A 13,134-nucleotide genomic window follows, 5' to 3' on the forward strand; every position below is an offset into this window, starting at 1 on the left:
CCTACAGTTGCCAGCATGAGCACCGCTTTGGAAATCACGACCGACGGCCCGATCCGCACCTGGACGATCAACCTGCCGAGCGTGGGAAACGCGATCACCGGCAAGGATGTCATCTCCGCGATCGAGGCGGCCGTAGACAGCGCCAACGCCGACACCGACGTACGAGCGGTGATCCTCACCGGGGAGGGCAAGATCTTCTCGGCCGGCGGCAACGTCAAGGAGATGGCGGACCAAACGGGCATGTTCGGCATCAGCGCCCTGGACCAGCGACACGCCTACGTCGACGGAGTCCAGCGCATTCCGCGGGCGCTGTCCCGGCTCGAAGTGCCGTTGATCGGCGCCATCAACGGCGCCGCGATCGGCGCTGGTTGTGACCTGGCGCTGATGTGCGACATCCGAATCGCCTCGGAGCGAGCATCTTTCGCGGAGAGCTTCGTCCAGCTGGGCCTGATCCCCGGCGACGGCGGCACCTGGTTTCTGCAGCGCGTGATCGGCTACCAGCGCGCCGCGGAGATGACCTTCACCGGCGACCGCATCGATGCGGCGACCGCGCTCGAGTGGGGCCTGGTCACCAGGGTCGTCCCGCACGACGAACTGCTGCCGCGGGCGCGCGAACTGGCCGAACGGATAGCCAAGAACCCGCCGCACTCGCTGCGGATGGCCAAGCGGCTGCTGCAGGAGTCGCGCACCGGCTCGCTGGAATCGACGCTTGGGATGGCCGCCGCAATGCAGCCGCTGGCGCACCGAGACCCCGAGCACCTGCAGCGCATCGCCAAGTGGAAGACCAGCTAGTGGCGCTGCCCAGGCTGGTCCCAGCCGCCGGAGTCGAAGACGAACAGATCGCCGACCTGCGCGCCGAGGTCCGCAGCTTCCTCGCCGAACAACTCGCCGCCGGGGCGTTCACCCCCACCGTCGACGCCTGGCTGTCCCGGTGGGACGAAAACTTCACCAAGGCGCTCGCGGCGCGGGGTTGGCTCGGCATGACCGTGCCGGTGGAGTATGGCGGCCACGGCCGGTCCTTCCTGGAGCGGTTCGTCGTGACCGAGGAACTCCTGGCCGCCGGTGCGCCGGTCGCCGCGCATTGGATCGCCGACCGCCAGATCGTGCCGTCCCTGCTCAAGTACGGCACCGAAGTGCAGAAACAGCGTTTTCTGCCGCGGATCGTGCGCGGCGAGTGCTTCTTCGCCATCGGGATGAGCGAACCGGACTCCGGCTCGGACCTGGCCAGCGTGCGCACCCGGGCCGAGCGCGTGGAAGGCGGCTGGTCGCTGTCCGGCACCAAGGTCTGGACCTCGGGAGCCCACGTCGCGGAGGCGTTCATCGCACTCGCCCGCACCGCCCCGGTGGACCGGCAAAACCGGCACGCGGGCCTGAGCCAGTTCATCGTGGACCTGCGTAGCCCCGGCATCGAAATCCGTCCGATCATCTCGATGAACGGCGCGCATCACTTCAACGAGGTGATCCTCGACGGCGCGTTCGTGCCCGACGACATGGTGTTCGGTGAGATCGGCGACGGCTGGCGGCAGGTGACGTCCGAACTGAGCTTCGAGCGCAGTGGCCCGGAACGGTTCCTGTCCACCTTCATGCTGCTGGCGGCCTGCGCGGACCGGATGGCCGCCAACGCCATCCCCCGCAATGCGGAACTGGGCCGGTTGGTGGCGCGCATCGCCGCCCTGCACCAGATGTCCAACGCCGTCGCCGGCGCGCTGCAGCGCCAGGATCCCGCCGATCTGCCGGCCGCGGTGGTCAAGGTGCTGGGCACCACGACCGAGGGCGACATCGCGGAATTCGCCCACTTGCAGGACTCCCCCGACGCGGTCTTCACCGAGTTGGTGCGCGCCGCCGTCGACCAGCGGCCGGGCTTCACCCTGCGCGGCGGCACCAACGAGGTGTTGCGCGGTGTGATCGCGCGCGGATTGGGGCTGCGATGAACGTCGGACCAGCGGTCGACCAGGCCTTGCTCGACATGATCGACGCCGTCTTCGCCGACTACCGCGAAAAGCAACCGGTGGGCGAACCCGTCAAGCGCGATACGGAGCTGTGGCAGCGCCTCGACGACCTCGGCCTGGTGCGATTGACCGGCGCGGAACAGCACGGCGGCAGTGGCGCGGGATGGCCCGAGGCGGCCGAGCTGCTGGCTGCCTCAGTTCGACACGGCGTGCGAATTCCCTTGGCCGAGCACGACTTATTGGCGTGCTGGCTACTGGAGGCCGCCGGGATACCGGCCGACAACGCCGTCCGGACGGTGTGCATGCTCACCAAGCAGGGATACGCGACCGAAGTGCCCTGGGCGGCAACGGCGGACCGGGTCGTGGTGGTGTGGCGCGCTGATGGCCAGTACCGCGTGGCCGACGTGGCGGCCGACGAGGTGACAGTCACTCCGGGCACCAACCTGATCGGCGAGCCGCGCGATGAGGTGACCGTCGACCCCGCTGCCTTGCACGGAACGCCGATCACCCTGGCTTTGGTCACCCAGCTTCGGCTGAAGTCCGGCCTGGTTCGCGCAATTCAGGTGTGCGCCGCGCTCGACCGGATACTGCAGTTGTGCGTCGAGCACGTGACATCACGCATCCAGTTCGGCCGGCCATTGGCGAAATTTCAGGCCATCCAGAACTTGATCTCCGACGTGGCCTGCGAGGCCGCGCTGGCGCGGGCGGCCACCGAGGCCGCGCTCAACGTTGCCGTCGTCAACGGGTGGTCGGCACCCGAGTTGGATTTCCTTGTGGCCGTGGCACGTTCGTGTGCTGGACACGCGGCGTCGGTGGTGGTGCGTAATGCGCATCAGGTACACGGGGCGATCGGCACCACCCGGGAACACCGGTTGCACGAGTACACCCGGGCGGCACTTGCCTGGCGTTCGGAGTTCGGTTCGATGCAGTACTGGGACGACCAGGTCACCGACGCGGCGATGCACGCGAGCGCGGGCGGACTCTGGGCCTTGGTCACCGGGTAACTGTTGTTCCACTCATCGGGCCGATCGGGTGTCATCGCGGCCGGGTCGGGGTTGACTGCCATGTCATGAGCGACGACATCACGCTGCCGGAACTGCAGGAATTCATCGCCGGCTTCTGGTACCACTACGACGAGGCACACTACGACGAGTTGGCAGCGCGCTTTGCCGACGACATCCGTTACGTGAGCAGAAGCGACAGCGGCGCAAGCCCGTTCGAGGAGCTGATGTCACCGGAACTGCACGGACGGGACGCCGTCATGGAGTGGCTCAGGGCTCACCGCGAACAAAGTCCCTACCCGTTGCGCCACCACACCACCAACCTGCACCGCATCGGATCCGACGGCGACGTCACCCGAGCCCGGTTCTACCTCCTGGTGAACCAGGTCGCGAACTACGTGCCGTTCGCGGTGTCCAGCGGCGTCGTGGAAGTCGGTGTGCGCCGAATCCAGGGCAGCCTGGAGTTCACCGATATGGACGCTGTCCTCGACACCACCAACTCGGTGCTGCTGTCCGAACGGCAGGCCGGAGCCAACACCGAGACGTGAGCGCGCGCGAGACATTCTCCGGTGGCGTGGCCGTCATCACCGGCGCGGCCGCGGGTATCGGCGCGGGCCTGGCACGGTATGCGCACCGGTTGGGAATGACGGTGGTCCTGGCCGACATCGACGCCGAGGCCGTCACCGCTTTGCGTGACGAACTCGGCAGCAAACTCGGCAGAGCCGTCGCGGTCGTCTGCGATGTGCGCGATGCCGACGCCGTGCAGGCGCTGGCCGACCGCACTTATCGCGACGTCGGACCGGTGCGGCTGTTGGTGAACAACGCGGGCGTGGAACAGTTCGGCTATCTGTGGGACACCCCGCTGGACAACTGGCAGCGTGTCGTCGACATCAACATCAGCGGCGTATTCCACGGTGTCAGAGCATTTCTGCCGAACATGCTCGCCAGCGACGAGCAGGCATGGGTTTGGAACCTGTCGTCGGTCGGCGGCGTGACGGCGATCCCGTTGCAGACGCCCTACATCATGAGCAAGCATGCCGTCCTTGCGCTGACCGAATGCCTGCGCCTGGACGTCGAAACCGCCGGGCACGGCCACCACATCCACGTCCAGGCGGTACTGCCCGGCGCGGTGGTGTCGAACATCTTCGAGTCGGCGGGCGGGGTCGACGCCATCGGTGACACCGACGCCGCCGAGGCGCAACGGGCCGCCATGCTCGATATCAAGGCCGCGGCGATGGATCCGCTGGCGGCCGCCGAAACGCTGTTCGAGCAGGCTGCGGAAGGACGCTTCTATCTGGTGACCCAGCCGTCCGTCGTGGCGGCCATGCGGCGACGCGCGGAAGTTCTTGCCTCGCAAAGCGCCCCGTCTCTGAAGCGATGACCTACCCCTTGGACCCGGACGCCGCCGCGCGAGTCGCGTCGTTCGGTGACGTGCCGCCGATGCGGGTGCGGGGCCTGGCGGCGGTGCGGGCCGCCATCGAAACCGCTCCCCTGCCCGACGACATGCCGGAGATGGCCGCGATCGCCGATGCGGTGATCAGCGAGCACCTCCCCGTCCGTATCTACCGGCCCACCGACGCCTCGGGGCAACCGGTGTTGGTGTACTTCCACGGCGGTGGCCTGGTCATGGGCAGCAACCATTCCTTCGAACCGTTGGCCCGGGCGTTGGCATCGGCCTCGGGCGCGGTCGTCGTCGCCGTCGATTACCGGTTGGCGCCCGAGTGTCCACCGCCGGCCCAGTTCGACGACGCCTACGCCGCCACCGAATGGGTGTCATCACACGCCGAGGAACTCGATGTCGACGCCGGGCGACTCGTGGTGGTCGGCGATAGCGCGGGCGGCTCGCTGGCGGCCGGGGTGGCACTGGCTGCCCGCGATCGCGGCGGCCCGGCCATCTTTGCGCAGGTGTTGCTGTACCCCGGCCTGGACCGCGACATGACCACGCCGTCAATCACCCTGCTTGCCGATGCGCCGATGCTCAGCCGGGATGACATCGATTACCTCCACGAACTCGCCGATCTCGGCGGATCAGACACCAATCCGTACCTCGTTCCCGCATCCGCGACCGACCTGACCGGACTACCTCCGGCCATCGTGGTGACGGCGGGTTGCGACCCGATCCGGGATTGGGGCGAGCGGTACGCCGCCCGCCTTTGCGAGGCGGGGGTGCAAACCACCGTGACCCGCTATCCGGGGATGTACCACGGATTTCTGATGCGGTCGGAGGCCACGGCACGAGGGCGGCTGGCCGTCGCCGAAATCGGTGGATTGCTGCGCGCCAAGTTTGCTCACCCGCTCCGCTTCTAGCGTCCCGGTCACTGGACAACTTGTGCCCGCGGCGCGCTGTCCCCGCGCAGAATCACAGGCGATTCGCATTGCGAAAGGAGACGATTGATGCTCACCGACGAGCGGCGGATGGAACTGTCCGACGTATTGCGGCCGGTCGCGCCGCCCCGCGAGGTCGACAACGTCTACACCGACGATCAGCGTGAGCGGTTGCTCGACGTGGTGCGCACCGAAGGCCCGTGGCGGCTGATCATCTCGCAGCACTTCGCGTCGGCGGACGAGCTGATCGCGACCATGAGCGGACTCTTTCCGGAGGGCTACACGCCGTCACTGGACCTGTTCCTCACCCCGACCTTCCGGGGCTACCTGGCCAACTACGGCGCGGTGCTCTACCCGCAACTGCACGACTGCTTCTACAACGAACGGTTCTTGGAGCTGGCCAAGAACTACTGGGGCGCCGAATACGCCAAGCCGCAGCTCATGTTGTTCAACATCAACGGCCCGTGCGCCAATCGCGATCCCGGACACCTGGATTCGCCGAGTTTCCGCGGCGTGCGACACGAGAACGCTCCCACGTGGCTGACCAGCGTGATGGGCAAGTCCGGTTTGTTCACCGACTACCTGATCAAGATGGCTCAGGTCATCACTTGGTTCTCGCTGGACGGCTCCAGCGGTTTCACCTACTGGCCGGACGGTCCGCTCAAGCCGCCCAAACGGGTGCTGCCGCCGATCTACAACCGCGGCGTGGTGGTGCAGAACGAGATGATGGTGCACCGCGGCGAGGCGAATGGACCGCTGGAACAACAAATTCCGGCAGGTTTGGCGTTCGACACCGTGTTTGACGGTGACCCCACCGACCGCGACCACTGGCTGCTCAAGAACGGTGACGAGGTGATCGCCCGCCACCACACCGACGAACTCCGGTTCCTGGTGCACTGGTCGGCCGAAGTGTTCTCCGACTTCGACGAATTGAAGAAGAACATGGAAGGTTCCGACGACCTGACGGTGGAGAAGGCCATCGACATCATGGTCGACGACGCCAACTCCCGAGGCATCAAACTGGACATACCCAGTGAGCCCCTGCATGATCCGGCATTCATCGGTGCACTGAACGCGGCCTTCGACCTGGGCGGGCCATCGACCTACCCCGAGGAAGCCCCAATCAGCGCGTTCCAGCTGTAACGTTCCCCCGCGAGCAAACGCAAACTTGTACGAAAAATACTGTTGCAGTACAAGTTTATGTCTGCTCGCGGGTATTACCTGACCACTACCGGGCTCGGTTCCCGCGGGGCGCCCAAGTGCCGGTGCGACGGCGGGCGGCGACCACCCTCGTCGGTGATGCCGTAGCGCTGCGCCAACTCGGCGCCGATCAACGTCTGCCCGCTCAGCTCTGGCAAATCGGGGTCCCGGTACAGCGCGTCGATCAAATGTCCGGTGAATTCCGGTGTTTCGGCATGCTCGGCAGTCTTGGCCAGCGCTTTCTCGTTCCCGGCGAAGGCGGCGCGCAGCCTTTCGGTGAGCAGGATGCCCATCCAGATCGACACCGTCGCAACACCCGTGCCGCGGAAGTCGACGGCCATGTCGGCGGCCATCTTGTCGACACCCGCCTTTTGCGCGCCGTAAGCCGGTCCATGCATGTAACACACCGATCCCGGTGACGAGGTGAAGGCGATCAGGCCGCGACCGCGCGCCACCAACATCGGTGCGGCATGCCAGGACGCCACGTACGACGACCTCAACCCGACGTCCAACACGTCACCCAACCCCAATGGCTTCTCCCAGAACGGCTTTGGGCTGACCAGTTCGTCGGAGATGACGGCGGCGTTGTTCACCAGCAGATCCAGACCACCATCGGACCGCACCCGTTCAAAGAACTGCGCGACGGCGTCGTCGTCACCGTGATCGAGCTGGACCGCGACCCCGCCCGGCGGAGCCTCGGTGATGGTGCGGCCGGTCGCATACACCCGCCAGCCCCGCGCACTGAGCGCCCACGCGATACCCCGCCCGGCGCCACGACTGGCCCCGGTCACCACCGCAACCGACACTGCGTTACCGGCCGTCAACGATCGCCAAATCCCCGACGGCTACGGCGGCTTCGATCGACTCACGCAGCGCCGAGCAAGCCAGAAACGGCCGGCGGTGGTGCCCGGCCAGCCGCTCCGCATCCTGACGTTCGGCACACAGCGCGGACGCCTCGGCGTTCCACTGCACGCTGGTCTGGTTCCAGCTGGCCTTACGCGCCAGCACCTGCGCCCCACAATTGCGGCACGCGACCGGCGCCATCGGCATGTCGTCGAGGCGGTTGTCGGCCCGCACCGACAGCTTCATGACACCGAGCCCGCCCTGGCGGCCATGTTCGCCTCGATCTGCTTCATCCACGCCTCGTACGGGCGGGTGGTGTCCAGCTCGAACTCGAAGCGGTCCACCATGTCTGGCTGCACGTCGGCGACGTCGACATAGAACTGTTCATACCAGCGACGCAACTGGTAGACGGGACCGTCCTCCTCGACCAGCAGGGGGTTGTCGATGCGCGCCTTGTGCCGCCAGATTTCGACGTCCTGCTCGAAGCCCAACTTGACGTAGTCACCGAGGTTGATCGCGGTCCGCATGGCCTCGTCTTCCGGCAAATTCGCCGACTTCTTGACGATGATCCCGTATTGCAGCACAAACGAATTCGCGTCGATCGGGTAGTGGCAGTTGATGAGGACCGTTTGCTGGTCCCCCTCTTCGTAGTGGTAAGTCAGGTCGTCGATCATGAACGACGGTCCGAAGTAAGAGGCGACCGAAGTGGTGCCGAGCATCTTTGCGCCCTCCGAACCCATGTCGGGTCGGCCCTCGCCGTTCATGTACTGCGTGGCGACGTGTCCCTCGAAGATGTTCTTGAAGTACGTGGGCAGCGAGCCGTGGATGTAGAAGAAGTGCGCCATGTCCACGACGTTGTCGATGATCTCGCGGCAGTTGCTGTTCACGACGGTGGTGTACCAGTGCCAGTCGGTCCACTCGTCGCTGCCGGCGCCCTCGATGCGGGGAATGGCGACATCCGGCGGCGGCGGGTTGTGTTCTGGGTCGTTCCAGACGAACAACATGCCGTCTTGCTCCAGCGTGGTCCAAGTGGCCGTGCGCGCCATTCGCGGCGTGCGTCGCGCGTACGGCACCAGTTTGCAGCGACCGTCGCCGCCCCACCGCCAATCGTGGAACGGACAGGCGATTTCGTTTCCTTTGACCTCACCCTGCGACAGGTCACCGCCCATGTGCCGGCAGTAGCTGTCCAGGACGTTGATCTTGCCGTCGCCGCCACGGAAAACGACAAGCTTCTGGCCGAACGCGTTGACCGCGTGCGGCTTACCGTCGCCGAAATCTCGAATGAGGCCAAGGCAATGCCAGCCGCGGGCGAACCGGGTGGGAACCGCCTGCGCTTCGATGAGCCGAATCTCTTCGGCGTCGTGTTGCGACGTCATACCAACCTATTCAACGCCTATCCGCCGGGTGGCGGGGATTACCTGTTCCACTCAACAGGAAACTCTTCCGCTGTCGCGCTCGGGCCGCCTAACGTCCCTGCTGTGAGCGCACAGAGCACGACGATTCCGGCCGGCCTTCCGGTGGCCGACACGTGCGTAGACCTGCTGGTGGTGGGTTCGGGGACGGGCATGGCCGCGGCACTCACCGCCCACGAGCTTGGACTTTCGGTGCTGATCGTGGAGAAGTCGTCGTACGTGGGCGGCTCGACCGCGCGCTCCGGCGGCGCGCTGTGGTTGCCCGCCAGCCCGGTGCTGGGCCCCGACGACTCGGCGGCGAAGGCCACCACTTACCTCGACGCGGTGGTCGCCGGTTCGGCACCGAAGGCGCGGTCGGCGGGATTCGTCGAGCATGTGCCCGCAGCGATCGACATGCTCCGGCGCACCACGCCGATGCGGCTCTTCTGGGCCCGCGACTACTCGGACTACCACCCGGAGGAGCCGGGCGGCAGCGCGGCCGGGCGCACCTGCGAGTGCCATCCCCTGGACACCTCGATCCTCGGCCCCTACCGCTCACGGCTACGGCCCAGCATCATGGAGACCGGCTTCGCGATACCGACCACGGGCGCCGACTACCGGTGGATGAACCTGGTAACCCGAGTGCCGCGCAAGGGAATTCCGACCTTCGGCAAGCGAATCGCACAGGGCCTCGGCGGTATGTTGGTGGGCCGACATTATGCGGCGGGCGGCCAGGCGCTGGCGGCTGCCCTGTTCGCGGGGGTGCTGCGCGCCGGCATCCCGGTGTGGACCGACACCACCCTGCTGCGCCTGGAGGGTGACCGCGACCGGGTGCGCGGTGCGGTCGTGGACCATGACGGCCGCCAGGTGACCATTACGGCCCGACGCGGTGTAGTGCTGGCCACCGGTGGGTTCGACCACAGCATGGACATGCGGTGGAAGTTCCAGTCCGAATCACTCGGCGCGAACCTGAGCCTGGGCGCGGACACCAACACCGGTGACGGCATCCGGGTGGCGCAGGAACAGGGTGCCGGCATTGCGTTGATGGATCAGGCGTGGTGGTTCCCGGCCATCGCCCCGCTGCCCGGCAAAGCACCCGCGGTGATGCTGGCCGAGCGGTCGCTGCCGGGTTGCCTGATCGTGGACCAACATGGCCGGCGCTTCACCAACGAGGCGGCCGACTACATGTCCTTCGGGCAGCGACTGCTCGAGCTGGAGCGCAGCGGCAGCCCCGTCGAAGCGATGTGGATCATCTTCGATCAGCAGTACCGCAACAGCTATGTCTTTGGCGCCGAGCTCTTTCCGCGGATGAAGATCCCCCAGTCCTGGTATGACGCCGGAATCGCGGCCCGGGCCGACACCCTCCCCGAATTGGGCGCCCGCATCGGAGTGCCGGTGCACGACTTCACCTCGACGATGAACCGGTTCAACGAAAACGCTTACGCCGGTGAAGATCCCGACTTCGACCGCGGCCGCAGCGCGTACGACCGCTATTACGGCGACCCGACCATCACGCCGAACCCGAACCTGCGTCCGCTGACCAAGTCTCCGTTTTATGCGGTGCGAATGGCGCTCAGCGACCTGGGTACCTGCGGCGGGCTCAAGGCCGACGAGCGAGCGCGCGTGCTGCGTGAGGACGGGACCGTGATCGGTGGGCTCTACGCGATCGGCAACACCGCCGCCAATGCGTTCGGCACGACATACCCGGGCGCCGGCGCGACGATCGCGCAAGGCTTGGTGTACGGCTACATCGCTTCCAAGGAGGCTGCCAAGGAGGCTGCCACGGAAGCCGCCAAGGACTCTGCCAAAGACGCTGCCGGCTAGTCCGCCATCCGCTTGGCCTCGACCTGCTTCTCCACCTCACGCCAATACCCCGGTGTGGGGCGAGGCCTGCCGAAGCCGCCCTTGGCGGCCTCTTCGATGACCGCCTCGGCTTCGTCGATGTCCTTCATCAATTCCAGGGCGAACTCACGCTCGGCGGCGTAGTACTTCGCGGCCCAGCGCAAGGCGATCACGGAGTACGCCCAGGCAGGTTGGGCCTCGGCGCCCTCGGCGTCCTCGACGGCCTTGCGATGTCTGGCCTCGGCGTAGGCCACATGTTCCTGCAGCAACTCCTTGAGCCGCGTCGGGGTGCTGAGGTGACCGAAGGTGACGCGCAGCAGCATGCTGTGCTTGAGCACCGGCGGGTCGACGGGAGCCTCGTTGGTCCACTTGGTCACCGCTTCCATACCGGCCGGAGTGATCTTGTACAGCCGCCGACTGCGGGTGCCCTCGTCGCGCTCGACACGGGAGGTCACCAGACCCAGACTTTCCAGCTTCTTCAGCTCGGTATAGATCTGGCTGTACGACGGGCTCCAGTAGTAGAGGTCGACGCTCCAATCGATCCATTTCTTCAGGTCGTAGCCCGAGACTTCCTCTTCATAGGACAGCATGCCCAGCAGCGCCCAACTGGTGGAGGCGAGCGCAGGCTTCGCCGACTTTTCGCTGGCAGGGTCCATTTCGCCAGGTTAACAACACCGGTCTGCGGATGGCGGGCGACGGACCGCTGGCCGGGACGCCGAGTTGACTCGCCTGGCGCGGGCATGGTGGATTCGATTGCCGCAATGCCCGACCGACGAAAGCTGGGACATGACTGATCCGATTGATCCGTCGAGCTATGAGGCGCTGGCGGTATCGGTGCGGCGCTTGATCGACGCGACGATCCGCACCGAGGTACCGCCGGAGATCGCCGCCGCCGCTGCCGCCAAGATCGACAGCGTCACAAACGAACTCAGCAACGCACTGATGCCGGGATCGTTCGGTGAGCGCACGGTCGACGATGGGCAACCGGTAGCCGCGGGCAATGCGGTCATCGGGGTCCGCAACCCGTCGGCGCCGCCGCTGGTGATCCACCACAACGACGACGGGTCGGTCTGGACCGAATTCACCCTCGGCGCGGCATATGAAGGCCCGCCCGGACATGTGCACGGCGGCGTCATCGCCCTGATCCTCGATCACGTGCTCGGGGCACCCACCCACAAAGCTGGGCGACCCGCCTACACCGGGACATTGACGTTGCGATATCACCGGGCAACGCGGCTGCGGCGCCCGCTGCGCTCCGAGGCTCGCATCGAAAGTGTGGACGGGCGAAAGAATTTCGTGATGGGCAACATCAGCGATGCCGACGGCCCGACGGTGACGGCCGAAGGTGTGTTCATCCACCGACGCGACTCAAGCACCAGCTAAGGACTCCGGGCTAAGGACTAATTCCTCTGGTGTGTCGCCCCGGTGTGTTCCACGATGGAAACACCAGCCACTGGAGGATGATCATGCCGGACACGTTGGTCGATGCCGAGGTGCTCAAGGCCGCGGTGCAATTGGCATGCCGAGCCCCGTCGTTGCATAACAGCCAGCCCTGGCGATGGGTGGCTGACGACGCAAGCCTGCACCTATACCTTGACCACAATCGGATCCTCTACTCCACCGACAAGTTGGGGCGAGAGGCCCTCATCAGCTGCGGCGCAGTGCTCGACCACCTGCGAGTCGCGATGGCAGCGGCCGGTTGGACCAGCGACGTGCGACGGTTCCCCGATCCTGCCGATCCCGACCATCTCGCGTCATTCGAATTCCGTCCGGCGGACGCCATCACCGAAGATCAGCGTCGTCGCGCCGAGGCAATGCGGCAGCGCCGCACGAATCGACTTCCGTTCGCCGAACCGAGGAACTGGGAGCCGCTAGAGACGCTGCTGAGCAACGTGGTCGGTACCGGGCCGGTTTACCTTGATGTGTTGGCCGACGAACTGCGCCCGGAAGTGGCCAGGGCATCCCAACTCACCGAGTCGCTGCGCCGTTACGACTCTTCGTACCATCACGAATTAGATTGGTGGAGCGGCCATTTCGAAACCTCCGATGGTATTCCGCGCACCGCGCTGGTGTCGATGGACGAAAGTGATCGCGTCGACGTCGGACGCATATTCCCCGCCGGCCCGCAGCACCCGGGACATGCCGGCACTGGGCCGGACCAGTCCAAACTGCTAGTGCTGTCTACCGACAAGGACGCCCGAGAACAAGCTCTGCGATGCGGTGAGGCGTTGTCCGCAGTGCTGTTGGAGTGCACCGTGGCCGGCATGGCGACATGCACACTGACCCAACTGACCGAGCTATGGTCCAGCCGCAACCTCATCGCCACCCTGACCGGCCGGGCGGCCATGCCGCAACTCTTGATTCGGGTCGGCGAAGCACCCGCGCTGGGCGAGCCGCCCCCCATGACGCCGCGGCGGCCGCTGGCGGAAGTCTTGACGTTCCACCGCTCGGATTGATTCGAAGGGCCCTAAGTCACTTCGACGTGAGGCGCAGGTCATCCTTCGACATCTGGCGTTAGGGCCCAAATGCTCTGGTGGGTCCCCTCGTTGGCGACTCATCCTAAGAGAGCGAAGGAGAGGGACG

General features: G+C 66.1%; 14 protein-coding genes. 10 read left to right on the forward strand and 4 right to left on the reverse strand.

Annotation, left to right across the window (positions count from 1 at the left end):
• The first annotated feature begins 15 nt into the window (after positions 1–15).
• From G6N68_RS17355 to G6N68_RS17385, 7 genes are all read left to right on the forward strand, one after another.
• Positions 16–792: a crotonase/enoyl-CoA hydratase family protein gene (locus G6N68_RS17355; protein WP_163714732.1), complete on the forward strand. Its 777-nt coding sequence runs from the start codon at positions 16–18 to the stop codon at positions 790–792.
• Positions 792–1,931, forward strand: coding sequence for an acyl-CoA dehydrogenase family protein (locus G6N68_RS17360; RefSeq protein ID WP_163718743.1), 1,140 nt, complete (start codon positions 792–794; stop codon positions 1,929–1,931). Before G6N68_RS17355 ends, G6N68_RS17360 begins: the two co-directional genes overlap by 1 nt.
• On the forward strand, positions 1,928–2,953 hold the full coding sequence (locus G6N68_RS17365) for an acyl-CoA dehydrogenase family protein (protein WP_163714735.1): 1,026 nt from the start codon (positions 1,928–1,930) through the stop codon (positions 2,951–2,953). Before G6N68_RS17360 ends, G6N68_RS17365 begins: the two co-directional genes overlap by 4 nt.
• 65 nt (positions 2,954–3,018) lie before the next feature.
• Positions 3,019–3,498 carry a nuclear transport factor 2 family protein gene (locus G6N68_RS17370; RefSeq protein WP_163714738.1) on the forward strand — a complete coding sequence of 160 codons (480 nt, stop codon included), beginning with the start codon at positions 3,019–3,021 and terminating at the stop codon, positions 3,496–3,498.
• Positions 3,495–4,331 carry an SDR family NAD(P)-dependent oxidoreductase gene (locus G6N68_RS17375; RefSeq protein WP_163714742.1) on the forward strand — a complete coding sequence of 279 codons (837 nt, stop codon included), beginning with the start codon at positions 3,495–3,497 and terminating at the stop codon, positions 4,329–4,331. Before G6N68_RS17370 ends, G6N68_RS17375 begins: the two co-directional genes overlap by 4 nt.
• Positions 4,328–5,257 (forward strand): alpha/beta hydrolase, encoded by a 930-nt coding sequence (locus G6N68_RS17380; protein ID WP_163714746.1) that lies wholly within the window; start codon positions 4,328–4,330, stop codon positions 5,255–5,257. Before G6N68_RS17375 ends, G6N68_RS17380 begins: the two co-directional genes overlap by 4 nt.
• 87 nt (positions 5,258–5,344) lie before the next feature.
• Positions 5,345–6,418: a hypothetical protein gene (locus tag G6N68_RS17385; protein WP_163714749.1), complete on the forward strand. Its 1,074-nt coding sequence runs from the start codon at positions 5,345–5,347 to the stop codon at positions 6,416–6,418.
• A 74-nt stretch (positions 6,419–6,492) separates the two neighbouring features.
• On the opposite strand, the gene G6N68_RS17390 is transcribed toward G6N68_RS17385, so the two are convergent.
• The 3 genes from G6N68_RS17390 to G6N68_RS17400 are packed head-to-tail and all read right to left on the reverse strand — an operon-like array spanning position 6,493 to position 8,694.
• A complete protein-coding gene (locus G6N68_RS17390; RefSeq protein ID WP_205351366.1) occupies positions 6,493–7,299 on the reverse strand; it encodes an SDR family NAD(P)-dependent oxidoreductase in 807 nt (268 codons plus the stop codon).
• Positions 7,286–7,564 carry a ferredoxin gene (locus G6N68_RS17395; RefSeq protein WP_163714754.1) on the reverse strand — a complete coding sequence of 93 codons (279 nt, stop codon included), beginning with the start codon at positions 7,562–7,564 and terminating at the stop codon, positions 7,286–7,288. Before G6N68_RS17395 ends, G6N68_RS17390 begins: the two co-directional genes overlap by 14 nt.
• Positions 7,561–8,694, reverse strand: coding sequence for a 3-ketosteroid-9-alpha-monooxygenase, oxygenase component (locus tag G6N68_RS17400; RefSeq protein ID WP_163714757.1), 1,134 nt, complete (start codon positions 8,692–8,694; stop codon positions 7,561–7,563). Before G6N68_RS17400 ends, G6N68_RS17395 begins: the two co-directional genes overlap by 4 nt.
• Before the next feature lie 102 nt (positions 8,695–8,796).
• Between G6N68_RS17400 and G6N68_RS17405 the strand changes: the two genes are divergently transcribed.
• Positions 8,797–10,533, forward strand: coding sequence for a 3-ketosteroid-delta-1-dehydrogenase (locus tag G6N68_RS17405; protein ID WP_163714761.1), 1,737 nt, complete (start codon positions 8,797–8,799; stop codon positions 10,531–10,533).
• Here the strand turns inward: G6N68_RS17405 and G6N68_RS17410 are convergent.
• Positions 10,530–11,207, reverse strand: coding sequence for a PadR family transcriptional regulator (locus G6N68_RS17410; RefSeq protein ID WP_163714765.1), 678 nt, complete (start codon positions 11,205–11,207; stop codon positions 10,530–10,532). The two genes, G6N68_RS17405 and G6N68_RS17410, sit on opposite strands and share 4 nt — an antisense overlap.
• 130 nt (positions 11,208–11,337) lie before the next feature.
• Here G6N68_RS17410 and G6N68_RS17415 point away from each other — a divergent pair, with 130 nt between their 5' ends.
• Both G6N68_RS17415 and G6N68_RS17420 read left to right on the forward strand, forming a co-directional pair.
• Positions 11,338–11,934 (forward strand): PaaI family thioesterase, encoded by a 597-nt coding sequence (locus G6N68_RS17415; RefSeq protein WP_163714770.1) that lies wholly within the window; start codon positions 11,338–11,340, stop codon positions 11,932–11,934.
• 83 nt (positions 11,935–12,017) lie between these two features.
• Positions 12,018–13,007, forward strand: a complete 990-nt coding sequence (locus G6N68_RS17420) for an Acg family FMN-binding oxidoreductase (protein ID WP_163714773.1) — start codon at positions 12,018–12,020, stop codon at positions 13,005–13,007.
• Positions 13,008–13,134 lie beyond the last annotated feature (127 nt).

It is taken from the genome of Mycobacterium bourgelatii, assembly GCF_010723575.1.
Taxonomy (GTDB): Bacteria; Actinomycetota; Actinomycetes; order Mycobacteriales; family Mycobacteriaceae; genus Mycobacterium; species Mycobacterium bourgelatii.